The sequence below is a fragment of the Arcobacter thermotolerans genome, from assembly GCF_983172305.1.
Genome location: NZ_CFAFZJ010000011.1, coordinates 16,055 through 41,241, shown reverse-complemented (window position 1 = coordinate 41,241; position 25,187 = coordinate 16,055). Strand labels below are relative to the sequence as shown.

At 26.8% G+C, this 25,187-nt stretch carries 24 protein-coding genes; 15 read left to right on the top strand and 9 right to left on the bottom strand.

The window, feature by feature from the left end; all coding sequences use genetic code 11:
* Window positions 1-59 precede the first annotated feature (59 nt).
* Complete coding sequence (locus AC5LG6_RS08885; protein WP_498586295.1) at window positions 60-557, bottom strand: type II toxin-antitoxin system antitoxin SocA domain-containing protein; 498 nt, start codon at window positions 555-557, stop codon at window positions 60-62.
* Window positions 558-565: 8 nt separating this feature from the next.
* The gene (locus AC5LG6_RS08880; RefSeq protein WP_498586294.1) at window positions 566-1,024 is read right to left on the bottom strand and encodes a J domain-containing protein; all 459 of its coding nucleotides are present in this window, start codon (window positions 1,022-1,024) and stop codon (window positions 566-568) included.
* 93 nt (window positions 1,025-1,117) lie between these two features.
* Between AC5LG6_RS08880 and AC5LG6_RS08875 the strand changes: the two genes are divergently transcribed.
* Genes AC5LG6_RS08875 through AC5LG6_RS08865 form a run of 3 tightly spaced genes read left to right on the top strand, consistent with a single transcriptional unit; the run spans window position 1,118 to window position 5,628 of the window.
* Window positions 1,118-1,384 (top strand): DnaJ domain-containing protein, encoded by a 267-nt coding sequence (locus tag AC5LG6_RS08875; RefSeq protein WP_066218237.1) that lies wholly within the window; start codon window positions 1,118-1,120, stop codon window positions 1,382-1,384.
* 8 nt (window positions 1,385-1,392) lie between these two features.
* Window positions 1,393-2,478 (top strand): glycoside hydrolase family 3 N-terminal domain-containing protein, encoded by a 1,086-nt coding sequence (locus AC5LG6_RS08870; RefSeq protein WP_434255177.1) that lies wholly within the window; start codon window positions 1,393-1,395, stop codon window positions 2,476-2,478.
* 3 nt (window positions 2,479-2,481) lie between these two features.
* Window positions 2,482-5,628 (top strand): type ISP restriction/modification enzyme, encoded by a 3,147-nt coding sequence (locus AC5LG6_RS08865; protein WP_498586293.1) that lies wholly within the window; start codon window positions 2,482-2,484, stop codon window positions 5,626-5,628.
* On the opposite strand, the gene AC5LG6_RS08860 is transcribed toward AC5LG6_RS08865, so the two are convergent.
* Window positions 5,625-6,401: a TIGR02757 family protein gene (locus AC5LG6_RS08860; RefSeq protein ID WP_498586292.1), complete on the bottom strand. Its 777-nt coding sequence runs from the start codon at window positions 6,399-6,401 to the stop codon at window positions 5,625-5,627. The two genes, AC5LG6_RS08865 and AC5LG6_RS08860, sit on opposite strands and share 4 nt — an antisense overlap.
* A gap of 54 nt (window positions 6,402-6,455) precedes the next feature.
* Between AC5LG6_RS08860 and AC5LG6_RS08855 the strand changes: the two genes are divergently transcribed.
* Genes AC5LG6_RS08855 through lptB form a run of 5 tightly spaced genes read left to right on the top strand, consistent with a single transcriptional unit; the run spans window position 6,456 to window position 9,683 of the window.
* Window positions 6,456-7,277 carry an SDR family NAD(P)-dependent oxidoreductase gene (locus AC5LG6_RS08855; protein WP_498586291.1) on the top strand — a complete coding sequence of 274 codons (822 nt, stop codon included), beginning with the start codon at window positions 6,456-6,458 and terminating at the stop codon, window positions 7,275-7,277.
* A 39-nt stretch (window positions 7,278-7,316) separates the two neighbouring features.
* Window positions 7,317-7,565 (top strand): S4 domain-containing protein, encoded by a 249-nt coding sequence (locus AC5LG6_RS08850; protein WP_066153450.1) that lies wholly within the window; start codon window positions 7,317-7,319, stop codon window positions 7,563-7,565.
* Window positions 7,566-8,552, top strand: coding sequence for an anthranilate phosphoribosyltransferase (gene trpD / locus AC5LG6_RS08845; protein WP_498586290.1), 987 nt, complete (start codon window positions 7,566-7,568; stop codon window positions 8,550-8,552).
* On the top strand, window positions 8,552-8,968 hold the full coding sequence (gene tsaE / locus AC5LG6_RS08840; protein WP_066357988.1) for a tRNA (adenosine(37)-N6)-threonylcarbamoyltransferase complex ATPase subunit type 1 TsaE: 417 nt from the start codon (window positions 8,552-8,554) through the stop codon (window positions 8,966-8,968). The genes trpD and tsaE overlap by 1 nt, the downstream gene beginning before the upstream one ends.
* Window positions 8,961-9,683: an LPS export ABC transporter ATP-binding protein gene (gene lptB, locus AC5LG6_RS08835; protein WP_498586289.1), complete on the top strand. Its 723-nt coding sequence runs from the start codon at window positions 8,961-8,963 to the stop codon at window positions 9,681-9,683. Before tsaE ends, lptB begins: the two co-directional genes overlap by 8 nt.
* 35 nt (window positions 9,684-9,718) lie before the next feature.
* Here lptB and AC5LG6_RS08830 read toward each other — a convergent pair whose 3' ends face one another.
* Both AC5LG6_RS08830 and AC5LG6_RS08825 read right to left on the bottom strand, forming a co-directional pair.
* Window positions 9,719-11,395: a ShlB/FhaC/HecB family hemolysin secretion/activation protein gene (locus AC5LG6_RS08830; protein ID WP_498586288.1), complete on the bottom strand. Its 1,677-nt coding sequence runs from the start codon at window positions 11,393-11,395 to the stop codon at window positions 9,719-9,721.
* The gene (locus tag AC5LG6_RS08825; protein ID WP_498586287.1) at window positions 11,395-14,055 is read right to left on the bottom strand and encodes a two-partner secretion domain-containing protein; all 2,661 of its coding nucleotides are present in this window, start codon (window positions 14,053-14,055) and stop codon (window positions 11,395-11,397) included. The genes AC5LG6_RS08830 and AC5LG6_RS08825 overlap by 1 nt, the downstream gene beginning before the upstream one ends.
* A 115-nt stretch (window positions 14,056-14,170) precedes the next feature.
* Here AC5LG6_RS08825 and AC5LG6_RS08820 point away from each other — a divergent pair, with 115 nt between their 5' ends.
* Both AC5LG6_RS08820 and AC5LG6_RS08815 read left to right on the top strand, forming a co-directional pair.
* Window positions 14,171-16,015 (top strand): 7TM diverse intracellular signaling domain-containing protein, encoded by a 1,845-nt coding sequence (locus tag AC5LG6_RS08820; RefSeq protein ID WP_498586286.1) that lies wholly within the window; start codon window positions 14,171-14,173, stop codon window positions 16,013-16,015.
* On the top strand, window positions 16,005-16,715 hold the full coding sequence (locus AC5LG6_RS08815; RefSeq protein ID WP_498586285.1) for a response regulator: 711 nt from the start codon (window positions 16,005-16,007) through the stop codon (window positions 16,713-16,715). Before AC5LG6_RS08820 ends, AC5LG6_RS08815 begins: the two co-directional genes overlap by 11 nt.
* 75 nt (window positions 16,716-16,790) lie before the next feature.
* Here the strand turns inward: AC5LG6_RS08815 and kdsB are convergent, their stop codons facing one another.
* Window positions 16,791-17,513, bottom strand: coding sequence for a 3-deoxy-manno-octulosonate cytidylyltransferase (gene kdsB, locus AC5LG6_RS08810; protein ID WP_498586283.1), 723 nt, complete (start codon window positions 17,511-17,513; stop codon window positions 16,791-16,793).
* A 57-nt stretch (window positions 17,514-17,570) separates the two neighbouring features.
* Entirely contained in the window at window positions 17,571-18,446 is an 876-nt protein-coding gene (locus AC5LG6_RS08805; RefSeq protein ID WP_498586282.1) for a DUF234 domain-containing protein, read from the bottom strand.
* 137 nt (window positions 18,447-18,583) lie between these two features.
* Between AC5LG6_RS08805 and AC5LG6_RS08800 the strand changes: the two genes are divergently transcribed.
* From AC5LG6_RS08800 to AC5LG6_RS08790, 3 genes are all read left to right on the top strand, one after another.
* A complete protein-coding gene (locus tag AC5LG6_RS08800; protein ID WP_066222671.1) occupies window positions 18,584-19,282 on the top strand; it encodes a response regulator transcription factor in 699 nt (232 codons plus the stop codon).
* 11 nt (window positions 19,283-19,293) lie between these two features.
* Window positions 19,294-19,488, top strand: coding sequence for a hypothetical protein (locus AC5LG6_RS08795; protein ID WP_066166039.1), 195 nt, complete (start codon window positions 19,294-19,296; stop codon window positions 19,486-19,488).
* A gap of 95 nt (window positions 19,489-19,583) precedes the next feature.
* On the top strand, window positions 19,584-20,087 hold the full coding sequence (locus AC5LG6_RS08790) for an acyloxyacyl hydrolase (RefSeq protein WP_066403498.1): 504 nt from the start codon (window positions 19,584-19,586) through the stop codon (window positions 20,085-20,087).
* A gap of 22 nt (window positions 20,088-20,109) precedes the next feature.
* Here the strand turns inward: AC5LG6_RS08790 and lgt are convergent, their stop codons facing one another.
* Window positions 20,110-20,925: a prolipoprotein diacylglyceryl transferase gene (lgt, locus tag AC5LG6_RS08785; RefSeq protein ID WP_066222676.1), complete on the bottom strand. Its 816-nt coding sequence runs from the start codon at window positions 20,923-20,925 to the stop codon at window positions 20,110-20,112.
* 3 nt (window positions 20,926-20,928) lie between these two features.
* Window positions 20,929-22,218, bottom strand: coding sequence for a (Fe-S)-binding protein (locus AC5LG6_RS08780; RefSeq protein WP_260957571.1), 1,290 nt, complete (start codon window positions 22,216-22,218; stop codon window positions 20,929-20,931).
* A 135-nt stretch (window positions 22,219-22,353) separates the two neighbouring features.
* Here AC5LG6_RS08780 and AC5LG6_RS08775 point away from each other — a divergent pair, with 135 nt between their 5' ends.
* Window positions 22,354-22,917 carry a hypothetical protein gene (locus tag AC5LG6_RS08775; RefSeq protein WP_498586280.1) on the top strand — a complete coding sequence of 188 codons (564 nt, stop codon included), beginning with the start codon at window positions 22,354-22,356 and terminating at the stop codon, window positions 22,915-22,917.
* On the top strand, window positions 22,917-25,127 hold the full coding sequence (locus tag AC5LG6_RS08770) for a tetratricopeptide repeat protein (protein ID WP_498586279.1): 2,211 nt from the start codon (window positions 22,917-22,919) through the stop codon (window positions 25,125-25,127). The genes AC5LG6_RS08775 and AC5LG6_RS08770 overlap by 1 nt, the downstream gene beginning before the upstream one ends.
* Window positions 25,128-25,187: the final 60 nt, after the last annotated feature.

Here is a 25,187-nt window from a genome sequence, read left to right as displayed (position 1 = left end):
ATATTATTATTAGGTTGAATTAATTTCGCTAAATAATAAAAGATTATAATTTTATTTTTTTATAAAACTATTGCTCCATTTTCACTTTTTCTTACTTTTTCTAAGCTAAAACACTCATTAGAAAGGTTTCTTACGCTTGTATCTTTATATAAATTTATAACTTTATGAATAGATTTTAACTCATCAGATGTAAAAATAGTTTCATCAAAATCTTCATCTAGTTTTGAAAATTTAAGCTCTTTAAATCTCTCTTTTTCAACTATTTCAATCTCTAAAAAATCCATTAACTCTTGAATAAAAAATACTCTATCATCCTCTTCATCTTCAAACTCTACTTCATCTAAAATTAGTGTAAAAAGTTCATCTAAAACTTCAGCTTTAACACCTCTAGAAGTTTTTATAAATGTTTCACCCAAAATCTTTTTTCCACAAAAGTTTAAGTGATTTAATTCACAAAAAAATATTAAAAGCTCTATTTTTTTGTGATTTAAAGCTTTAACTTGCTTGTGTAGAAAATATAGGATTATATTTGCTACTTTTGTCATATCTAAATTCATAAAACTCCTTAGTTTCCATATGTTTGCATTAAAATATCTCTATACTCATTTAGTTTTTTCATCTTCTCTTCATCTCCACCATTTAAATCAGGATGATAGATTTTTGCTAGTTCTTTATATCTTCTTTTAATGTCCTCTTTGTTTGGAGTCTCTTTAAAACCAAAAAACTCTTTTGCCTCTTGTAGTTTTGAAGATTGATTATAGAAATTTCCTTGAAAATTTTGGTTATTAAAATTGTTGAAGTTTTTAAAATCAAAATTATTGTAATCTTCTCTTGTAAAACTATTAAATTCAAATTGAAATTGTTGAGCTCTTTTTCTTAAAGCTCTTTTTACAAAATATATAATAATTATAAAAAATAGAACAATTCCACCAATAATTGCTAAAAATAGTCCAAAATTTGTGAAAATCAAATATAAAATACCAATAAATATAGCAATTCTAATAAACGAAGCTAAAAAATTCATATATAAAAATACCTTTTTAAAAAAATTTTGGCATTATACAATAAGTAGATTAATCATAATATTTTTGTACAATATCTTCTTTAAAGGATTTATATGAACTATGATGATTTTATCAAAGCTGTTGAACTGTTTGGGATTATTTCAAATATGAGCAAAAAAGATATAAAAAAAAGATACCTAAAACTATCAAAAAAGTATCATCCAGATATGAGTGGTGGAAGTAATGAAAAGTTTATGGAGCTTAAAAAGTCTTATGAAATATTGCAAGAGTATATGGATAGTTACAGTTTTTCTTTTGAAGAGAGTGAGTTTAAAAAGCAGTTCCCAGCATTTACAAACTATAAGAATTGGGTTAAATAGGAGGATTTATGAGAGGTTTAATAATTGTTTTATTTATGATAGTTTCAAGTTTTGCACAAGATAACTATTCAAAAAAAGATATTGAAAAAATGATAGCAAAAATGGTTGTATTAGGATTTACTGGCACTAGTATAGATAAAAATAGTCAAATTTATAAAGATATTGAGTCTGGTTTAGGTGGAGTTATACTTTTTGATAAAGACCCAAATGATAAGACAAAAGCAAAAAATATAGAGAATAAAGCTCAACTAAAAAAGCTAAATCAACAACTACAAAGTATTAATAAAAGTAAACTTCTTATTTCTATAGACCAAGAGGGTGGAGTTGTTCAAAGATTAAAAAGTGAAGCTGGATTTGTAAACACTTTAAAAGCTAGTGAAATATCACAAAATGGTGAAGTTTTTGCAAAAAAGAGCTATGAAGCAATGGCAAAAGATTTAAGTAGTGTTGGAATAAATCTTGATTTTGCACCATCTGTTGATTTGGCTATAAATAAAGATAATAAAGTAATTGTTACACGAGGGCGAAGTTTTGGGGAAAATCCACAAATTGTTATTAAATATGCTTCTATTTTCGTGGATGAGCTAAAAAAAGAGGGTGTGATTTCAACTTTAAAACATTTTCCAGGACATGGTTCATCTTTGGCTGATTCTCACTTAGGTTTTGTAGATATTACAAAAACTTGGGATAAAAAAGAGCTTGAACCATACAAATATTTTATTAAAAACAATAAAGCAGATATGATTATGACAGCTCATGTTTTTAATGAAAACTTAGATAAAAACTATCCAGCAACACTTTCTTACAGTGTAAATACAAAACTTTTAAGACAAGAGCTAGGATTTAAAGGTGTTTTGATAACTGATGATTTACAAATGAGTGCTATTAGCAAACATTATGATTTAAAACAGACTCTTACTTTGGCTATAAATAGTGGTGTAAATTTACTACTTTTTGCAAATCAACTTGCAAAACCAATTACTTTAAAAGAGATAGTTGATACAGTTTATAGCCAAATATTAAGTGAACAAATTACACTTGAGAAGATAATAGAATCAAATAAAAAAATAGATGAGCTTTTAGAGAAGATTTAAAATATGCAAAAACTACACAACTACATAGAAAATATAAATAGACTTTTTGTTACTGGAAATGCAAGAGAGCATAGTTATAGAGGGGATTTACAAGATTTATTAAATAAAATCATAGATGATAAAGATATAGTTGTAACAAACGAACCAGCAAGAATAGTAAATGTTGGAGCTCCTGATTATAGTATTACAAAAAAAGATATTCCAATAGGATATATTGAAGCAAAAGATATAAACAAACCACTAAATAGCAAGGATTACACCGAGCAGTTTGATAGATATAAAAATGCTCTTGATAATCTTATAATCACAGATTATATGGATTTTTGGTTTTACAAAAGTGGTGAGCTTACAAATAAGATTAAAATAGCAAAAATAGAAGATAATAAAATTGTAGCTGTTGAAGAGAACTTTTTGTTGTTTATAAACAACATAAAAAGCTTTACAACACAAATTTCACAAACAATCACAAGTCCAAGTAAACTAGCAAAAATGATGGCTGGAAAAGCAAGACTTCTTCAAAATGTAATTGAAAGAGCGATAATAAGTGAAGATGAAAGTGATGCAAACAACTCTTTAAGAGAGCAGTTGGAAGTTTTTAAAGCTACTTTAATTCATGATATTACACCTGAGAGTTTTGCAGATATTTATGCTCAAACTATTGCTTATGGAATGTTTGCAGCAAGACTTCATGATGATACAATGAATACATTTACAAGACAAGAGGCTGTTTTTTTAATACCAAAATCAAATCCATTTTTAAGAGGACTTTTTAACTATGTTTCTGGAGCTGAGTGTGATGATAGAATTATTTGGATTATAGACTCTTTAGCAGAGATATTTCTAGCAACAGATGTTAAAAAACTTTTAGATGGTTTTAGCCAAAAAAGTGGAATGAACGACCCAATAATTCACTTTTATGAAACATTTTTAAGTGAATATAATCCAGCTTTGCGAAAAAGTAGGGGAGTTTGGTACACTCCACAAGCTGTTGTAAACTTTATCGTTCGTGCTTGTGATGAAGTTCTTAAAAGTGAATTTGATTTAAGTGATGGTTTAAGCGATGAGACAAAAATCAAAATAAAAGTAGATGATATAAATGCAGGTTACACAAAATCAGGGCAAAAGATAAAAAAAGAACTAGAAGTTCATAAAGTGCAAATTTTAGACCCAGCAACAGGAACTGGAACATTTTTGGCTGAGACTATAAAGTTTATCAAAAAAGATTTTTGGGGTGGAAGTTGGAGCTCTTATGTAGAAGAGCATCTAATTCCAAGGCTAAATGGTTTTGAGCTTCTTATGGCATCTTATGCTATGGCACATTTAAAGCTAGATTTACTTCTTCTTGAAACTGGATATAAACCTTCAAAAGAGCAAAAAAGGTTTAATATCTTTCTTACAAACTCACTTGAAGAGCATCATGAACAATCTGGAAATCTTTTTGCCTCATATTTGGCAAATGAGAGTAAAGAGGCTGATAGAGTAAAAAAAGATGTACCTGTGATGGTTGTGATGGGAAATCCACCTTATGCTGTAAGCTCTTCAAATAAAAATGAGTGGATACAAAATCTAATAGCTGATTATAAAAAAGATATGAATGAGAAGAATATCCAACCACTTTCAGACGACTATATAAAATTTATAAGATATGGGCAACACTATATAGAAAAAAATGGTGAGGGAATTTTGGCATATATCTCAAACAACTCTTTTATAGATGGGATTATTCATAGACAAATGAGAAAATCACTTTTGGAGTGTTTTGATAAAATATATATACTAGATTTACATGGAAATGCAAAGAAAAAAGAAACAGCACCAGATGGAAGTAAAGATGAAAATGTCTTTGATATTATGCAAGGTGTGAGTATAAATATATTTGTAAAGAAAAAACAAAAGAGTAAAAAACTAGCAGATGTTTATCACTATGATTTATATGGGAAAAGAGATTTTAAATATAACTTTTTAGATGATAATAGTTTAAAAACTGTAAAGTGGGAAAAGTTGGATTATAGTGAGCCAAACTACTTTTTTGTTAAAAAAGATTTCTCTGAACAAAGTGAATATGATAAGTATTTTAAAGTTAATGAACTTTTTTTAGTTCAAGGAAGTGGGATTGAAACAGGTAGAGATAAATTATTTATTGATGATGAAATAATTTTATTAAAAGAAAAAATTGAAAAATTATATATTAATGAAATTGATAAAAAATTTATTGATGAGTATAATTTAGTTTCAAATGATAATTTTAGATTATTTGATAATATTAAAAAAACAACTTTTAGAGAAGATAATATTTGTCCTGTGTCTTATCGTATTTTTGATAATAAATATATTTATTATGATAATACTCTTTTAAGAAGAGGTTTTATAAAAGTAATGAAACATTTGAAAGAATATAAAAATATTGCTTTGATAACTACACGAATATTAAGTATGCCTTCATATCAACACAGTTTTATTACAAATACTATTACAGAAAGATGCTATATTTCAAATAAAGGGAAAGAGAATAATTATATATTTCCTTTATATTTATACCCAGATGAAAACTCTTTAACAAATGAAAGAACACCAAATCTAAATCTTGAAATAGTAAAAGAGATTGAAGAAAAATTAGCACTTAAATTTTTAAATGAGAAAATTGAAGATTCTACAACTTTTGCACCAATAGATATTTTAGATTATATCTATGCTGTTTTACATAGTCCTAGTTATAGAGAAAAGTACAAAGAGTTTTTAAAAATAGATTTCCCAAGAGTTCCATATCCAAAGCCTGAAACTTTTTGGCAACTGGTTAGTTTGGGAGGAAAATTAAGAAGCTTACATCTACTAGAAGATACAAGTTTAGATGAGCGAATTATAGATATAAAAGGTGAGGGCGAACTACTTATCAAAAATAGTCTAAACAAAAAAGATTTTAGTATAGAAGATGAAAAAGTAGAGCTTAGATTAAATGATGAGGTGAGTATTGTAAATATTCCTTTGGTTGCGTGGGAGTTTTATATTGGTGGTTATCAACCTGCTCAAAAGTGGCTAAAAGATAGAGTTGGAAGAGTTTTAAACAGAGCCGATATGAAGCACTACAACCGTATCATAAATGCACTTTGTAAAACAGATTTGATAATGAAAAAAATAGATGAGGTTCTTTAAATAATCTTTTCTTGTCCCAGTCTATATATAGCAAAATCATATTTTATAGGGTCGTTTGCATCAAACTCTTTTAGTTTTTGCGATATTTCTAAAGCAGATTTTAGATTGTAAGTTCTGTTTTCTAAAAGTCCTAGCTTTTGTGAAACTTTAAATGTGTGAGTATCAAGTGGTAAGATTAAATCTTTTTTATCTATTTTTTTCCAAAGTCCTAAATCAAGAGTGTCAAATCTTACCATCCATCGCAAAAACATATTCCATCTTTTATATGGTGCATTTGAATCTTTTATTTTCCCATTTTTATCTCTTTTTAGTGGATTGCCAACTAAAAAATCAAAGCCTTGCGAAGAGTAGTTTGCTTTTTCTTTTATTTTTTGTATAACAAAATCTATACCTTCTAAAACACTATTTTCATTTTTATAGCCTTCAAAAAAAAGTTCTTCAAGGCTATGTTCTTTTTTTAATATTCTAAAAGTTTTAAAAACTGCCAAAACATCAGAGCTATTTTGAAATCTATAGTAGTGATTCTTTAATTTTTCTTCAATTTGTTTTTCACTTTTTTCTAGAAGTGAAAAATCTAAACTATCCAAAAACTTAACTATTTGTTTAGCATTTCCATAAGCAAACAAAGCACAAATAAGTATTGCATACTCATATTTTTGTTTTTTTGCAATCATCAAAGGGTCTGGCTTTTCATAACTTAACTCAAAACAATTGTTTCTACTATTTGCTTCAATATCTAATAATTCTTTTAACTCTTTATCTTTTTTTGTCATTTTTTGCTCAAATAATTTTTGGGTATAATAGCCAAAAATTTATTAGGAATGAAGTTGCAAAATATATTAATAACTGGATGTTCAAGTGGAATAGGACTTGAAACGGCACTATTTTTACAAAAAAATGGTATAAAAGTATATGCAAGTGCAAGAGAGCAAAAAGATGTAAAAATGCTAGAAGATTTGGGATTAAAAGCTTTTAAAATTGATGTTAGAAACAAAGATGAGATAAGTTTTGCATTAAATTGTATTTTAAAAGAGGATAAAAAATTAGATTGTGTTTTTAACAATGCTGGTTTTGCAGTTCCAGGTGCTGTTGAAGATATAAATACAGATATTTTAAAAGAGCTATTTGATACAAACTTTTTTGGGCTTCACGAAGTTACAACTCAAGCTATGAGAGTTTTTAGAGGTCAAGGATATGGAAAAATAATTCAGCATAGCTCTGTTTTGGGAATCATATCTTTAAGGTTTCGTGGAGCATATAATGCTAGTAAATATGCTATTGAAGGACTTTGTGATACTTTAAGACTTGAAACTTTAGGTAGTGATATTTTTATAAGTACTATAAACACAGGTCCTGTTACTTCAAAGTTTAGAGAAAATTCTTTAAAAAATTTTAAAAAATATATAAATATAGAAAATAGTTTTTGGAAAAGTTCTTATGAAAAAGAGCTAAAAGCAAGACTTGAAAGTAGTGATGATAAAGGAGTATTTACTCTTCCTCCAAGTAGTGTTGCAAAAGTTGTTTTAGAAATAATAAAAAGTAAAAAACCAAAACCTAGATATTATGTGACAAAGGCTACATATATTTTAGGTTTTGCAAAAAGAGTTTTAAGTCAAAAATGGCTTGATAAATTACTTCAAAAAGTATAAGAAAAATCATTTTAGTTTAAATTTGTTATAATCTTTTTTATGAGAATAGATAAATTTTTAAACGCTGTAAATATAACAAAAAGAAGAGCAGTTGCTGAAGATATGTTGGAACACAAAGTTGTGTTTTTAAACGATGTTTCAGTAAAAAAAGCAAAAGAGGTAAAAGTTGGAGATATTATTGAGATAAAATATCTTGAAAAAAGTGAGAAATTTAAAATTCTTCAAATTCCAACTACAAAATCAACTCCAAAATCAAAAATTGATGAGTATGTACAAAGGTTAAATTAGATGTTTTTAGAGACAAAAGCAAAGTTTGATGAAATTTTTCAAGATAAGTTATCTCACGATGAGATGAGAGAATATTTCTTAGCTCTATATGAAAGAGGCGAAACTGCAAGCGAATTAGCAGGAGCTGCTAGTTCTATGAGAGATTTTGTTATACCTCTTCCTATAAGTGAAAGTTTAAGAGAAAAAGCTATTGATATAGTTGGAACTGGTGGAGATAAAAGCTATAGTTTTAATATATCAAGTACGGTTTCAATTTTACTTGCAAGTGCTGGTTGTTTTGTTGCAAAGCATGGAAATAGAAGTGTTACAAGCAAAAGTGGAAGTGCTGATATGCTAGAAGCTCTTGGAATAAATCTAAATTTAAGTCTAGAAGATACAGCAAAGATGCTTGAAGTTACTGGTTTTGGATTTATGTTTGCTGCAAATCATCATCCTGCAATGAAATATATCACACCTGTAAGAAAAACTATAGACCATAGAACTATTATGAATATTCTTGGACCACTTTGTAATCCAGCTGGTGTTTCTAAGCAAGTTATTGGAGTATTTAGCAAGGATTTTATAAATAAAATTGCAACTGCTTTGGATATGCTTGATTGTAAAAGAGCTATGGTATTATCATCTGCTGATGGTATGGATGAAGTTTCAATCTCTAGTATTACTTATGCAACACTTTTAGAAAATGGAAAACAGAGTGATTTGGAGATAAATCCAGAAAATTATGGTTTAAAATTAGCTTCAAAAAGTGATATAGTAGGTGCTGGTCCAGAAATTAATGCACAAATTACAAGAGATATTTTAACTGGAAAAGAAAAGGGTGCAAAGCTAGATATTGTTTTGATAAATTCAGCTGTTGCATTACTTGTAGATGGGAAAGCAAGAGATATAAAAGAGGGTGTTGAAATAGCAAGAGATGCTATAAATGGAGGAAAAGCAAAAAGAAAACTAGAAGAAATTATCAAATTTTCTCAAAAGTATTCTTGCTAATGAAAAGAGAGTTTTTGCTTGATTTAAGCAATATTTCAATTTTTGTTGATGAGCTTAAAAAGATATTAAAAAATAGAGATTGTATTGTAATTTTAAGGGGAGATCTAGCAAGTGGTAAAACAACACTTGTTAAACATTTTGTAGAGTCTTTAGGAATTGAGGATGTTGTAAATTCTCCAACTTTTTCTTTGCAAGTTTTATATGGTGAAGATATTTTTCACTATGATTTATATAATAAAACTTTAGAAGAGTTTATCTCTTTGGGTATGTTAGAAGAGTTTGAAAAAAGTGGTTTGCATTTTGTTGAGTGGGGTGATAGTAAGCTAGAAAATATCTTAAATGACTATGGTTTTGATGTGGTTGTTGTAAATATTTTAAAAAATGATGATAAAAGGTTGTATAAAATAGATGAATAATTTAAGAATTGTTGATATCAAAAAGAGTATTAAAAAAACTGAAATATTACATGGAATTTCACTTGAAATAAATTCAGGAGAGATAGTTGGTCTTTTAGGACCAAATGGAGCTGGGAAAACTACAACTTTTTACACAGTTTGTGGACTTGTAAAACCAACTAGTGGTAAAGTTTTTTTTGATGATGAAGATATTACAGCAATTCCACTTCATAAAAGAGCTTTAAAAGGAATAGGGTACTTGCCTCAGGAATCATCTATTTTTAAAGATTTAAGTGTAGAAGAGAACCTTCTTTTAGCAGCTGAAATTGTAATAAAAGATAAAGAAGAACAAAATAGACGAGTTGAAGAGCTTTTAGAACTTTTGGATATTGAACCTATTCGTCAAAGAAAAGGAATCTCACTTTCTGGTGGTGAGAGAAGAAGAACTGAAATTGCAAGAGCTTTAGTTTCAAAACCAAAATTTTTACTTCTTGATGAGCCTTTTGCAGGAGTTGATCCAATTGCTGTAAAAGATATTCAAGATTTGATAAATGAGCTTACAAAGATAGGAATAGGGGTTTTAATAACTGACCATAATGTAAGAGAGACTTTGCAAATTTGTCATAGAGCTTATGTTATGAAAAGTGGAAGTTTACTTGCTAGTGGAACATCTGAAGAGATTAAAAATGATATAAATGTTAAAGAGCACTATTTAGGAGAAGATTTTAATTTTTAATAAAATCTTCTTAGATTAATAACTATTTTTAACAATTAAAAAACATACCCAACTTGAAACATAGCTCTACTATTATAATTATCTTGAGAAGTTACTTCATTTCCTATATTGTAAGCTAAATAACTATTTGCAAAGAAATTTTTGTAAGAAACTTTATATCCAAGTCCTATATCTTGAAGTGTTCTTGATTTTTCTTGTGTAATATTTTTACTCATATAAACACGACCTATATCATAAAATATAGATATTTTATTATCAATTCCTGCAATTATTGGCAATGTGTATATAAATTCTGTGTTATAGATATATCCATTTTCAGCACTCTCTTCACCATCTTGATAAAATTTAACTCCATTTATTCCACCAAGACTTAAATCTTGACTTCCATCTAGGTTTTTATTTCCAAGTGCATATTGCATTTGTAAAGTATTACTCCATTTTAAACTATTAAAGATATCTATATCTTTACCTAATTCAAGATTTATTTTTGAAAATTGTCCTTGAGTATTTGCTCCATTTTTATCATCTTCTTTGTCCTTTCTATCATTAAAACTTAGTCTTCCAAATGTAATTGAAACTCCTGCTCTTGTTTGAGAGTTTTTATTAAAAACAAGTGAGTCTTTTGTGTAATCAAGCCCAGTTGTTGCTACATATGAATCTTTTTTAACTTTTGAATCAACAGATTGAATTTCATCTTTCATTTTATTATATGAAACTTCTACATATGAATCTAAATTTTCAACTCTTGTTTTTAAAATAGGATAAGTAACTCTTGCTGTTAAACTATCAGATTTTCCAACAGCATCAAGCTCTTTATATGAACTTCCTAGTTCATAAGTAGTTTTTGAGTAACTAATTTCTCCTCTTGTTCCATTTGCATGAATTGGAAAATCATAAGCTAGCTTTCCACTTAAAAGTCCCTCTTTTTGGGATGTAAATCCAAAAGCAGATATCTTATCTCCAATATTAAAAGGAGAGTTTATATCAACTGCTGTCATAATTCTATGTTTCCCTGTATATTGTGAACCATAGTTATCACCTATTAAATATCCATTTACTCTATTTGTAGCTTCCGTTCCAATTAAAAAATCACTAGTTCCTACTTCTTTTCCAGGTCTTACATCTGCTTTTGTAACAACAGCTCCAGGAGTATCATTTATAATTAACATTGCTCGCTCTAGTGTATTTGTTGAAACAATATCTTTGTCTTTTATATCATCAATATTTGATTGAAGAATTGAGTCTTTAACTAGTGATTTATTTTCTAATTTGAACTCTCCATAATTTCCCTCAATAACATTAATTTTAAGTACTCCATTTTGAGTATAGATATTTTGTTCAGGAATGTAAGCCCTTGCTACAAAGTAACCTTTTTGTCTATATGTTTTTGTAATAAGAGTAGTTATTTCTTGAATTTGATTAAAACTTAAATCTTGTTTTTCATAAGGAGCTACTATTTGTTTTAATTCTTCATTACTCATATGAGTTGCCCCGCTTATAAAAAATCTTTCAATTTTTACTTTTTTATCATCTTCAAACTCTTTTGGAGTTGTTATTTGTTCTTGTTGTATTTTTGGTATTTGCTTTTGTTCACGCTCTATTTTAGGAGGAGTTACCTCTTTTAAAACATCAGAAATTTTTGGTGGTATTGGATTTGCATAAATTGTGCTTGCTAGCAAACTTGATAATAATATACTATTTTTGATTTTCATTATTTTTCCTCTTGTGTATTTGCATTTGCTAAATAAAACTCTTGTTCAACTCCAATTGGAAGATTAACTCCACCATCAATAAGCTGTATAATTGAGCTATTTGATAAAGGAACTACTACTTCATCACCGCTTCCACCACTTTGAATTTGCATTTGTCTAGCTTCGCTTAAACTTACTCTTTTTGTGTCTTGTCCTTCAATTGGTCTTGAAACTAACATTTTATTTTCTCCTTGAGAAAAAGAGATATCTGTATTTCTTCCACTATTATTTGGAGTAGTACTCGTTTCTATATTAGGTAAATTTACAGTTGTAGCTGTTTGATTTGTTATTGAATCAACTATTTTTTTAACTTCTGGCTTTGGAACAACTGGATCTGGCTTTGGAACAACTGGATCTGGTGTAGCTTCTTTAGTTCCTATTACCCATATTTTTGTATAACTATTTCCACTTTTTTGCCATGCTAAAAATGGATTGCCTTTATCTATTGTAGAATCTCCTTGTATATTCCATCCTGCACCAGTAAAGGTTGCTAGACTTTGTAGCTCTGCTGATGTTTTACCACTTACACCTTCAGCATCTGAAATATTACTTATAGCATTGGTTTGTTTTGTAGTCTCTGTATCAAAAAATGAGTTAATAATCTCTGTACCTTGTGCTACATAACCAATTAAGCCGGCATTAGAAGAACCAATAGGAACTTCTCCTGTAGCATAAGAGTTTTCTATTTTTCCATCCGATAATCTTCCTACAAGTCCACCAATATTTGAAGTTCCATCAATGTTTCCAGTTGCATAAGAGTTTTCTATAGTTGAGTTTACACTTTGACCAACTAATCCACCGACATTATAACCGCCGATAATATCACCCGTTGCATAACTTTCTCTTATCGCACTGTAAACTAATTGACCTACAAGTCCACCTATACTTTCACCAGTACCACTTACATCAGCACTTGAGTGACTTTTTAGCAGGGTTACAGGAGATTCAGTCATGTAACCAACCAATCCACCAACACTAGATACACCAACAACCTTTCCACTAGAGCTTACATTTTCTATATGAGTGTTTATCGCAGTTCCTACTAATGCACCAACATTACGCTTACCTGTTATATCTACATTGGTAAGATTAATATTAGCTATTTTAGCAACATTTTCAGTTTGTCTAAATAACCCTATATTATTTATTGAACTATTATTTATATGTAAATTTGAAATAGTATGACCTAAACCATCAAACATACCTGTGAAATGAAATATTGGAGTCCAGTTGTTAGTTGCTGAAACTGTAGATAAATCTATATCAGCACCTAAAACACTATTTCCACTCAGTGAAATATTTTGCATAGAAGCAGCATCAGTTACTACTTTCCAAATAGTTTCTCCTGCACTGCCTTTTTTTGTAAAGAAATTATTCCCTGCACTTAGATTTACTTTTGCCTTGACATAATAATCTCCACTATCTCCATAATGAAGTGCTAGTTGTCCAGCAGTTGCACTGATTGAACTATTGATAAAAATATCATTTTGTGCATTTAAAGTTAGCTTTGTAGCTGCATTCCAAGAGATAGTATCATTTACAAATATATCTCCATTTCCATCTGTTGCACCGTTTACACTTTGAATCTCTATACTAGCATCTTCTAAGTTTGAAGATAGAGTTGCCCCTGTGATATCTCCACCACTTGCTGCTATAGTAAAATCTTTTGGGTCAATAAGCCATTTATCCGCTTTTACTTTAAAACTATCGTCTATTTTTACTTTATCTCCACTAGTTTCCACAAACCCATCAGTAGCATTTATAGTCCCTGCAACATTTGCAGTTCCACCATGAGCAAAAAGCTCTACATGACCAGTTATTCCAGCCAAGCTATTTGCTTCTATAACTCCTGTATTATTAACTACACCTTTTAGAAGCTCATTTACAGCATTTGTTGTAAGATATACTTCTCCACCATTTGCAATAATAGTTCCTGAGTTTTTTACAAGAGCATCTAGTACCCCTTTATTTACTATTAGATTTACAAGTGAGTTTCCATTTAAGTTTACTGTATATTCATCTGCACCTGCTAAATGAATTTTTCCTCTTATGGCTTTTATAGTTCCTTCATTTTTTACTTCATTTGCAGCAAGGATTACAGAACCATTATTTACTACATCTATAGTTCCTAGGTTTATTACTGATTCTTTTGAGTTACCTGTAAACTTATTGTTTACTGCTTGAAAATCTGCATCACTTATATCTTTTGTAGTTGCTAGAAGCCCACTTGTATTTATACTTGCACCCTTACCAAATAAAACACCATTTGAGTTTATAATCCAAACTTGTCCATTTGCATTTAAAGCACCATTAATAATAGACTTTTCATTTCCTACTACTCTATTTAGTGTAATTGAAGAAGAGTTTGGTTGTTTGAAGTTTACTGTTTCATCACTTGCTATATTAAATTTATTCCAGTTTATAGAGGCTTTTTGAGTAGATTGAGTTATATCGGTTACTTTTCCATTTTGAGATATATTTGCACTTCCACTTGTTACAGTTCCACCACTTGGGGCTGCAAAAGTAAGAGTTGTACTTGCTAGAAAAGATGATACTACTAGGCTTATCTTTCCACCTTTTAAGATACGGAAGCTGTTTTTATAGCTAGGTATATGGTTCATTTTTTATCCTTAATAATATTGATAGCATTACTTTATTAAAAAATTATCTTAAATCTGTCGGATTTTATAGTTGTTTTTTATGTTAAAATCTTGTTATTCTAAATTAAGGCAAATCTTGAAATATCTTATATCTATATTTTTATTTATTAATTTTTTATATGCAAACTCTTCAACACTTGTATTAGAAGATGAATTTAGCTTTAATGAGAACTTTGAAATATCTTATTTGAAAGATTCAAGTAATGAATTAAATATCCAAGAAATAGCTAATTCAAATGATTTTCAAAAACATTCAAATAAGTTCTCTTTAGGTTATTTAAAAGATACTATTTGGATAAAAGTTGATTTAAAAAATAAAAGTTCTAAAGAAGATTTTATTTTATCACTAAATGAACACTTTTATGAAAAAGCAAATATGCACTATTTTGATAAATCTGAAAATTTGTGGAAAACATTAAAAAATGGTGTTTTTACACCAATAAAAGAAAGAAATATTGAAACTTCAAAACTAGCTTTTAATTTTAAAATCCAACAAAATAGCTCACAAACAATATTTGTAGAATTAAAAGCCAAGTATCCATATTTTGGAAATATTGCTGTTTATTCAAAAGATTATTTTTTTGCAAGTAGGATTTTAAATATTGACTCTTTTTTCATATTACAATTTGGTATTTTATTAATTATTATTATATTTAATCTATTTTTATGGATTAGTTTAAAAGAAAAAGTATATATTTATTATGTTGGATATGCTTTTTTTGCACTCGTTTATTTAATAAATATTAGTGGACTTTTAATATATTTTGATTTACAACATTATATGTATAAACTGCACTTTTCAGCATCTTTATGTATTATATTTTTATCTTTGTTTTCTATTGAATATTTTGAAGCAAAAAGATATTTTAAAGCAAGTGTTTTTGTTATTAAAATATTAATATTACTTCTTTTTGTGTTTGCTTTTATGATGGTAGCAATTTCATATAGCCCTTGGAATAACTATATTAATCACATAATAACACTAATACTAATTACTTTAATAATCTCATCAATAAAAATTTATAAAAAAGGTCAATATTTTTTAAAGTATTATATTTTTGCAATATCTATTTATTTTACCTCTGTAATTATTTTTATTTTGTTTTTAATGGGAATTATAGAATATAACTATTTTAATAGATATGCATATATATATTGCTTATCTCTTGAAATAATAGTTTTTGCATTAATACTTTCTAATCGTTATAATATTATAAAAAATGAGCAAATAAAAACTCAAAATGAGTTAATTTCTTTGCAAATAAATCAAAATAAACTACTAGAAAATGAAGTTAAAAAAAAGACTTTAGAATTAACAAAATTAGTAAAAGAGAGAGAGCTTTTAGTAAAAGAGGTATTTCATCGTGTTAAAAATAATTTCCATGTTATAACTGCTTTTTTATGGTTTGAAAGTAAAAAAGAGGGTAATAAACATAGATTTACAGAACTAATAAATAGAATAAAATCTATGTCTTTAATTCATGAATATCTTTGTAACTCAAAAGATTTAATAGATATTAATTTAAAAGAGTATATAGATGAGCTTGTAAAAACTATTATACAAACATATAGTATTCCAACTTTAAAAATTAATACTAATATTGAAAATATTAATCTTGAGTTTGAAAATATAATGTCTTTGGGAGTTATTGTAAATGAGATAATAAGCAATAGTATAAAACATCACCCAAAAGAAAAAGCTATTATTTTAGATATTAATTGCTATAAAAAGAGTGATAGTGTAATTTTAATTATCGTTGATAACGGACTTGGATTTGATGAAAATATTCAAAAAACTGGATTAGGACTTGAGCTTATAAAAGATTTTATAAATAAACTTCCAAATGCAAAATACTCTTTTTATAAAGAAAATGGAACAGTATTTGAACTATCATTTAAGGATATAAATAATGAAAATTAAAGATTACTCCATTTTAATTGTAGAAGATGAGTTTATAGCTTCTGAGTATCTATATCAAATACTTGATTCATTTGGTATAGAAACTATTTTCAAAGCAAAAAACTCAAATGAAGCACTTGAAGTTGTAAAAAATAATCATATAGATTTAGTTTTTATGGATATAAATATTCAAGGTGGAATAGATGGAATAAAATGTTCTTTTTTATTAAATCAAGAGTATTTTATACCAGTAATATTTGCAACAGCATATGCAGATACGGCAACGATAGATGAAGCAAAAGATGAAAATATTTTTGGGTATTTAATAAAACCTTTTCAAATATCAGATGTAAAAGCTACTTTAAGCGTTGCAATTTCAAATATAAATCGTATTAGAAAACTTCAAGAACCAAAAAAAGATGAAGAAATAGATATAAAAGAGATTGACTTGAGTGAAAACTATACTTACTGCTTTGATTCAAAAACTCTTATTTTTAAAAACTCTGTTGTAGCTCTTACAAAAAAAGAGTTAGAAGTTTTTCATATTTTGTGTAAAAATATTAACAAAAACATCTCTTATGAGTATTTAAAAGATCTTGTATGGATTAACAAAAATATTTCTGATTCAACAGTACGTGATGTTGTTTCAAGGCTTAAAAAGAAGTTAGATGATATTAATATAGAAAATATATCTAATTTTGGTTATATATTAAAAAACTAGGATTTTATACCTACTAAAAATAAAATATACGAAAAAATGACAAAAATCAAAATTTGATTAGTTGTTTCACTATTGCTACTTATTAAATATTTTTAAAGCTCTTTCTAAATCCTCTTTTGTATCTATTCCAAAAGATTTTGAATTTACTTTTACCATAGCAATTTTAAACCCATTATCAATAGCTCTTAACTGTTCTAGTTTTTCTATATTTTCAAGTTTTGAAGAGTTTAAACTACAAAATTTATTTAGAGATTTTTTTGTAAATCCATATATTCCTAAATGTGCAAAATAAGTAGAATTTTCATCACCATCTCTATGATATGGAATTTTTGCTCTTGAAAAATATATTGCTTCTTCAAGATAATTTATTACAACTTTTACTAAATTTGGATCATCTGCATTTTGACTATTTATCTCTTTGTAGCAAGAAGTAATTAAAGTATTTTGACAATCTTTTACCTCTTTTACTCTATTTATTACAGCTTTTACAACATCAATTTCAATAAAAGGTTCATCTGCTTGAACATTTACAATAATTTCATCATCACTTAGGTTTAGATTATTTACAGCTTCATTTATTCTATCTGTTCCACTGTTATGGTCAATACTTGTCATAACTGCTTCAAAGCCATGCTCTTTTGCTAAATCATAAACTTCTTTTGTATCTGTTGCAATTACTACTTTATCCAAAGAACTAACCTGTTTAGCAGTTCTTATAACCATAGGAAGTCCAAAAATATCTACTAAAATTTTATTTGCAAATCTACTTGAATTTAATCTTGCTGGAATTATTATCATAACAGTTTCTCTTTTATTAATTTTTTATTTATTATATAGTTTTATATCTTTAAAAATTTATATAATTGCTTTTAAACTTTTTGTATTAAATAGTCTTAGTGAATCACTTTTTAGGTTTTTTAGCTCATTTGAACAGCCATTTTTTGAAAATATAACAATAATATCAGCAGATATATCTTCACTTTTTAAATCTTCTAAAAATTTATTAAATTCACTTTTTTTTACTTTATTGTCACTATATTTACAAAATCCTGCAACTATTTTTCCTGAAGTTGTTTTTGCTACTATTGGAATTTGGATTTTTTCACTCCAGTATTGTCCATGTTGTTTTATAGGGTCTTCAATAAAGCTATTTTTTACAAAACTTAAAGCTAACTCTTCAAATATAAAATCACTAAAATCAGACTCTCTTCCTTGAAACTTTGTTTTAAACTCTTCATAGTTTCCATCTTTAATACCTTTATAAATTGGAGATACAAACGCAAACCAAAATCTAAGAAATGGATTTATAAAAATTAATTTTTTTATAGCTTTTGAATCGCCCCTTTTACCTAATAAAAAATGTTCAGAAGAGTCAATATCTATAATAGCTTTTTCATAAAGTGAATCAACACATTTCATACCCTCTTCAAAACTAACATGAGCTCTTTTGAAAGCATTTGTTGTTTTTCTATCTCCTAGTGCAATTCCTGAAAGAATTGCATGCTCTACATGATAACCACCTGTTAGGTGATTTACTTCATTTCTTAAGTAGTTATAGTTGTTTAATATATTTTTTTCAATAAGTTCTAAAATAGGCTTAGTTGTATCAATTTTTATATCAAGTCCACCAAATACAGTGAAATATTGTATTGCAACTTGCATATTTTCTATATTATTTGTTGTACAAAAATCTTTAAAGAGTTCTTTGAATGATTTATCTAATATAATCATAGTTATTTGTATTCCTTTTTTTAAAAATCAATTCTACAATAACAAATATCATATATGGATAAACCATAAATTTCTTTGACATTAAAACTATTTTTTGTTATTATTTCGGCTAATAAATTATTTATAAAGAGTAAAAAATGGAAAACAATATAAAAAATATAAGAAAAAGTAGTAATACTAAAATAATTATAGTAAGTGATGATAAAACAATTTTAGAAAAAGATATTAAAGATCTCTATTCAGATTTTGAAGAGTTAAAAATTATATCAAGTAGTGATAGTATTAATTATAAAAATATATCATTTAATGATTTACTTGTTTTAGATATGGATATGCCTAAAGAGAATTTTGACAAAATAGCTGCAAAGGCAAATAGTTTGCTTGCATTAACTCCAAAAATTGTTATTTCATCGAAAAGTGATGATGAAAATATCTCTAAAGCTGTAAATTTACAAGCTTATTCATTTTTATTAAAACCTTTTAATCCAATGAACTTAAAACTTGCGATTATTATGTGTATAAATCAGACAAAAAGATCAGATAAAGTTGAACTTGGTAATGGAGTTTATTTTGATGAATATAGAGATCAATTCTTTAAAAAAGGTGGAGTTTTAATCGATTTTACTAGACTTGAAAAAGGATTTTTAAAACTTTTAATTGAGAGAAGAGATGAAATTACTGATTATGATACTATAAAAGAATTGGTATGGAAAGGTAAAGATATGTCTATTTATACTATGAGAAATATTGTAAATAAGATTAGACAAAAAACATATTATGAAATAGTTAAAAATCACTCTAGCAGGGGTTATACTATAGATATTTTAAGAAAATAAAAGGATTCTTATTGCAAGAAATTATTGTTTCAAAAGAGGAGTTAATAGAGCTATTTGAAAAAGAGAAAATCATAGATACTGGCAAAGGTTGGTATATGGATGATAGTTTTATTGATATAATAGCTCTACATGAAATTGAACCAAAATTTCTGCAAGACCTTGCAAATGCAAAACTCTATAAAATAATAAAAAAGAAAAATAACTAAAATCTCTTTTTTATTAATTAAAATCTATTTATAAAGAAAAAAATAACTTATTTTTGAATATAATTTACATCTTATTAAACATAAAGGATGTATAAATGAAAAGGGTAGTTTTATTTATAATATTTGCTCAATTTTTATTTGCAAATGGAGTAGGTATTTCTGTAAATGGTGGTAAATATGGCTCAATTGATACATTTAGATTAGGAGTGTCAAAAGCTTTTGATGAACCAATATATAGTGGAGATATTGTAGCCTTAAATGGTTTTCATGAAGTTGGTTTTTCATATTTTAGCAGTGAACACAACAATATAAAAGCAATATCGTATTCTCCTGTTTTTACTTTAGATTTTGTAAGTTTTGATATTGCTTCATTTAAACCATATTTAGAAGGAGCAATTGGAGTTGCTTATTTGTCTGATACGAAAATAGATAATAAAGATTTATCTACTAGATTTCAATTTGAAGATAGGATAGGAATAGGTTTAAAAAATAGGAATTTAAATTTTTATTTAAGATTTATGCACTATTCAAATGCTGGAATTAAAGAGCCAAATGATGGCTTAAATAGTACAATGGTTGGTTTTTCTTATAGATTCTAAAAAAAAGATAACAGCCTTAAAATTAGGCAGTTATCTTTTTGCTTTTTATTGCAAAAATAGTTAAACAAATTAATAATATTGCACCTGATTGTAATATTCCCATTGTTAGCCAATTTCCAGCTATAAATCCAATTTGAGGATCTGGCTCTCTATAAAACTCTGCAATTATTCTTGCAATTGTATAAAAAATACCGTACATTAAAGCTAATTGTCCATCGAATTTTTTTCTATTTCTAAAGTAAACAAGTATTAAAAATACTACAATTCCCTCTAAAAACGCCTCGTATAGTTGAGAAGGGTGTCTTAAAATTCCATCAACATAAATTCCCCAGCTAACATCTGTAACTCTTCCTACAAGCTCTTGATTAAAGAAGTTTCCAATTCTTCCAAAAACATAAGCCGCACTAACACCTAAAACTGCAATATCAGTTATAAACCAAAAATTAATATTTTTTCTTTTGCAAAATAGAATTGAAGCAATAATAAATCCAATAAAAGCTCCATGATAACTCATTCCAGCTATTCCAACATAAGTTCCATTTACATAAGGATTAAAGATTTGCCAAGGATTTGTTAAATAGTAAGTTGTATTTGAATCATAAAAAAGAATATATCCTAGCCTTGCTCCTAAAATAACTCCAATTTCAGCCCACCAGATATATGAGTCAAAAATATCTTGATTTATATTGATATTGTCATATTTGATAAACCATTTTGCAATAAAAATAGCACTTAAAAGTGCCAATGCGTACATAATTCCATACCAATGAACTGCAATATCACCAATACTAAAAGCTACTGGATTAAAATGAGAGTATATATTTTGCCAAAATTCCATTTTTTAATCCTCTAAAGCTTCAGCTATTAATTCTATAGGGTTTTTAAATACAACATCAACATCAGCTAGATAAAGAGAATTTGTTATTTGCATTCTACAAGCACTACATTCAGCACTTACAATTTGAGCTTTGCTATCTCTTATCATAGCAGCTTTTGGAGCTCCAGCAGCTTTTGAAAACTCATATTTTTCTGTTTGCATAGTAACACCACCAAAACCACAACATCTATTTGAATCACTCATCTCTTTTAAAACATAGTTTTGTTTTAGAAGTTCTCTTGGCTCTTTCCAAACATTTTGCATCTTTTTTGCATGGCAAGGGTCATGATAAGTTACCATTTGATCAAATTTTTTACCGCTTTTTGCTAATAATTCTTTTAATTTTGTGTTGTTTTCAAGCCATTTTGTTGCTAAAAATATCTTATTTGATAGTTTAACAGCTCTTTCTTTCCATTCTGGTTGGTCATGTAAGTAGTGCTCCCAGTCTTTATTTATCATTGCACTACAAGTAGCTTCTGGAATAATAACAGCATCAACGCTATCTATCCAAGATTCAAAATACTCAATATTTTTTTTAGTTAGATAATCAACTGTATCAAAAGCTCCTGTAAAATAGGCAGGTGCCCCACAACATAACTGTTTTTTTGGAATAAAAATATCAAGCTCTAATTTTTTTAATATTTTTACTAAACTATCTCCTGTATTTGTGTATGTGTAGTTACTCATACATCCAATAAATATAGCAACTCTATTTTTCTTAATATCATCAATATTTTTTGAAAACTTCATATTTTCAGGATATTTGTTTAAAAAACTAATACTATCTGCATATGGTAAAGCACGATTCTTTTTAACTATTGGAAGAGAAAATCTAGGAGTTGCACTCTGTTTTTCTTCATTTATCTTGATTCCACATGTTTGAAACATATATCCTAGTTTTGACATAAAGTCCATAATTTTTCTATGTCTTAAAAGGAAGAAAAATAGTCTTTTATACCAAGCTATTCCAAACTTTTTCGCAATATCACTTCTAACTTGCTCAATAATCATATCTGTTGGTAAATCATTTGGACAGACTTCAACACAGTTTGTACATAAAAAACATGATTCAAATATATTTTTTGCATTCTCATCAAGTTCTAATTCATCTCTTTTGTAAGCGCCTAAAAGGTCTATAAATCCTCTAGGACTTGTAGCTTCATCTTGATTTATATTAAATATTGTACAAACAGGTTTGCACTTTCCACACTTCACACAATCGTCAGAAATCTTTGTATAATCAAATTTATTCATTTTAAAAAAGCCTTAAAAATTTTATAATAAAGGCTTAATATACTTAAAAATTGGTTAAAAGTTGTTAAATAGGCAATATATAAGCTCTTAAATTAAAAAACGATACTATTTATGAATTTATATGAAAGGTTTTATATGTACTTGTTTGGATTTGGTTCGTTAGTAAATATAAAAAGTGCTCAAAATTCATTTAAAAATAGAGAGCTTAAAAAAGAAGATTTAATTCCAGTAAAAATAAGAGGATATAAAAGAGTTTGGAACTCTATAGAGTCTATTTGTTTTGAAAAAGAGATTGTAAATGGTATCTTTTTAAATATACAAAAAGATGAAAATTCTTATATTTTTGGGGTTATGATAAAAATAAGTGAAGAAGAGTTTGAAGTTTTGAAATTAAGAGAGAAAAATTATAGTTGTGTAACTATAAAAAAAGAGTCCGTTATAAATCAAAAATTAGATGATGACCTAATTGCTTTTATGACAACAAAAGAAGATAAAATAGCAAAAATTGGACAAGAAAACTGTTTTATTCCTTCACGATATATCGAAATTGTAAAAGAGGGAGTTGAAAATTTCTCAAAAGAGTTTCAAGATAACTTTGAAGATATATTTTCTAATTTTCCATTTGAAATAAAAGAGGGTATTTATACTTTTAGTGATCCAATTCAAAATCAAGCTGCAAAAAATAGCGAGAGATTATAATGAATAAAAATATAAATTGTTTTATTGTCACATCAAAATTATCACAAAACAGAAGAGAAAAAAAAGAAGATAGTTCAATTTCTAAAGAAAAAAATAGTTTAAATATAACATATTGTGAAAATGACTCTTTGGATAAATTTGAAGAAGATATAAATAGTTTGATTGGAAAAAATAGAACTTTTTCCTATTTTGTAAATAAAAGATTTATTCCTTTAGCTATCTCATTTATCTCAGTATTTATAATTTTAATTGCATTTTTAACAATCTCAATTTATGAAGATTTTTTAAAAAAAATAGTTCTTGAAACCCCAAGTAGTTTTGAATTAAAAGATTATATATCTTTAGGATTTGTGATTTTTTTATTTTTATCTCTTCTATTTATGCCAAAAATTTTAGATTCAGAAGGAAATGAACTAAAAAACTTGATTAATTCATGGTTTAATAAAGATATTAGAAAAGCAAAGCGATTAAAATTAGCTTATTCAAATTTTGATATAAAATCAGAAATTCATCTATATAACTTTGATTTAGAAGAGCAAAATCACTGGCTTTGGACTATTTTTGTAAATATGATTTTAAATAGATTTGAAAATATATATTTTTATGTAAGGTCTGATAAAGTTCAAGCTATTCAAAGAAATCTTGAAAATATAGCTGTAAAAAATATAAAAATAGTTAAAAATGATAAGATAGAAAAAAAATCAAATATTGATGTTTTATTATCACAAAAAGAGCAAATTTTTTACTCTTTGCTACAACTTTGCTCTACAAAAATTGTTAAAAGTAAAGATAAAAAGATATTTACATCTTTAGAACTTTTTGAATATTGTGGAAAAAATTTTATTAAATCTGAAGATGAAAATCATTTAAGTTTTGGTTTCCAAAGTTTTATAAATAGAAGTTTTGATGATTTTAATTTTTTATCTCAAGAAAAATCTTTACAAATATTTTTTACAAATAGTGTAAAATTTAAGGATTTAAAATCACAAAAAAAAGAGTTATCTCAATATTTGAGAAATCATCTTGAAGATTGTGTTTTCAAATTTGAAAATCCAATCTCTCTTTTAATTTTATATTACTATGTTAAAGATTTAGTTTTAGATGAAAAAAGAGTTATTAAGATATTAGAAAAGTTTATAGTCTCAATCAAAGATAAACAACAATATGAATTAATAAATGATTATTGGTTTGAAATAGCTGGATTTATGTTTGATTCAAGCGATATTAATAGTTTTGAAAACTCTTCAAAATCTTATTATAGAAAATTATCAATAAGTACATTAAATGATTTGGCATTTTTATTTGAAAGAAGTGGATATTTTGAACAAGCGATACTTTTAAATAACTATTTATATGAGATTAATCCAAATAAATATATATTAAATATATGCTCTTTATATGAAAGAATGGGGCATTTTGAACAAGCATATAATAGTTTACCAAAAGAGTTAAATATTGGTAAAAATGAAAAACCATCAGATATTGAAGTAAGATATTATCAAAGAAAAGCCGCTTGGATTATAATTTCTCAAAGAAATGCTGCTTTAAAACATGAGGCAATAGAATCTTTAGAAACACTAGAAAAACTACTTTTTTCTCACAATGAAGACAATGTTCCTTTATGGTTGTGGCATTTTTATAATATCAAAGCAAATCTTTGCGAATGGGAAGAGAACTATGATGAAGCTATAAATTTTTATAAAAAATGTTTAGCAATACCAGCTTTGGGACCTTTTGAATATGGAGCAACTTTTGTAAATATGGCAATATCTTATAGATTTAAGTATATTTTAGATGTAAATAAAAACGATGAAACCATAAATAAAGCTATAAATTTAGGAAAAATTGGATTGAATTTAAAAGAGTCTGTTGGAGATAGAGATGAGATGCCAGTTGTTTTACATAATTATGCATTAAATATTTTATATAAAATCTCAAATATTTTTGATGAAGAACTTTGTAATATTGTTTTAAAAGAGACAAATGAGGCTCTTGAAATTTTAGAATATACAAAATCTATAAAAAGATTAGGAATGGTTTTAATAGAAAATTATATTGCAAAAAGTTTATTGCAAATTGATACAAAAGATGTTGTAGATAAACTTAAAAAAAATATCTCTATATTTAAAGAGAGTGAATTAAAACAGATGATGCATATTTATAATCAATTTATAAAAAATAATAAAATAGAAAAATTAGATTTTTTATAAAATGTTACTTTTTAAATATATATAAAAAAATTAGTAATAATCTTTTAAAATCTTGTATAA

Excerpts from the sequence above, each read along its gene's own strand:
- AC5LG6_RS08885 (WP_498586295.1), bottom strand. The coding sequence starts at position 557 with ATGAATTTAGATATGACAAAAGTAGCAAATATAATCCTATATTTTCTA.
- AC5LG6_RS08880 (WP_498586294.1), bottom strand. The coding sequence starts at position 1,024 with ATGAATTTTTTAGCTTCGTTTATTAGAATTGCTATATTTATTGGTATT.
- AC5LG6_RS08875 (WP_066218237.1), top strand. The coding sequence starts at position 1,118 with ATGAACTATGATGATTTTATCAAAGCTGTTGAACTGTTTGGGATTATT.
- AC5LG6_RS08870 (WP_434255177.1), top strand. The coding sequence starts at position 1,393 with ATGAGAGGTTTAATAATTGTTTTATTTATGATAGTTTCAAGTTTTGCA.
- AC5LG6_RS08865 (WP_498586293.1), top strand. The coding sequence starts at position 2,482 with ATGCAAAAACTACACAACTACATAGAAAATATAAATAGACTTTTTGTT.
- AC5LG6_RS08860 (WP_498586292.1), bottom strand. The coding sequence starts at position 6,401 with ATGACAAAAAAAGATAAAGAGTTAAAAGAATTATTAGATATTGAAGCA.
- AC5LG6_RS08850 (WP_066153450.1), top strand. The coding sequence starts at position 7,317 with ATGAGAATAGATAAATTTTTAAACGCTGTAAATATAACAAAAAGAAGA.
- trpD (WP_498586290.1), top strand. The coding sequence starts at position 7,566 with ATGTTTTTAGAGACAAAAGCAAAGTTTGATGAAATTTTTCAAGATAAG.
- tsaE (WP_066357988.1), top strand. The coding sequence starts at position 8,552 with ATGAAAAGAGAGTTTTTGCTTGATTTAAGCAATATTTCAATTTTTGTT.
- lptB (WP_498586289.1), top strand. The coding sequence starts at position 8,961 with ATGAATAATTTAAGAATTGTTGATATCAAAAAGAGTATTAAAAAAACT.
- AC5LG6_RS08830 (WP_498586288.1), bottom strand. The coding sequence starts at position 11,395 with ATGAAAATCAAAAATAGTATATTATTATCAAGTTTGCTAGCAAGCACA.
- AC5LG6_RS08825 (WP_498586287.1), bottom strand. The coding sequence starts at position 14,055 with ATGAACCATATACCTAGCTATAAAAACAGCTTCCGTATCTTAAAAGGT.
- AC5LG6_RS08815 (WP_498586285.1), top strand. The coding sequence starts at position 16,005 with ATGAAAATTAAAGATTACTCCATTTTAATTGTAGAAGATGAGTTTATA.
- kdsB (WP_498586283.1), bottom strand. The coding sequence starts at position 17,513 with ATGATAATAATTCCAGCAAGATTAAATTCAAGTAGATTTGCAAATAAA.
- AC5LG6_RS08805 (WP_498586282.1), bottom strand. The coding sequence starts at position 18,446 with ATGATTATATTAGATAAATCATTCAAAGAACTCTTTAAAGATTTTTGT.
- AC5LG6_RS08800 (WP_066222671.1), top strand. The coding sequence starts at position 18,584 with ATGGAAAACAATATAAAAAATATAAGAAAAAGTAGTAATACTAAAATA.
- AC5LG6_RS08790 (WP_066403498.1), top strand. The coding sequence starts at position 19,584 with ATGAAAAGGGTAGTTTTATTTATAATATTTGCTCAATTTTTATTTGCA.
- lgt (WP_066222676.1), bottom strand. The coding sequence starts at position 20,925 with ATGGAATTTTGGCAAAATATATACTCTCATTTTAATCCAGTAGCTTTT.
- AC5LG6_RS08780 (WP_260957571.1), bottom strand. The coding sequence starts at position 22,218 with ATGAATAAATTTGATTATACAAAGATTTCTGACGATTGTGTGAAGTGT.
- AC5LG6_RS08775 (WP_498586280.1), top strand. The coding sequence starts at position 22,354 with ATGTACTTGTTTGGATTTGGTTCGTTAGTAAATATAAAAAGTGCTCAA.
- AC5LG6_RS08770 (WP_498586279.1), top strand. The coding sequence starts at position 22,917 with ATGAATAAAAATATAAATTGTTTTATTGTCACATCAAAATTATCACAA.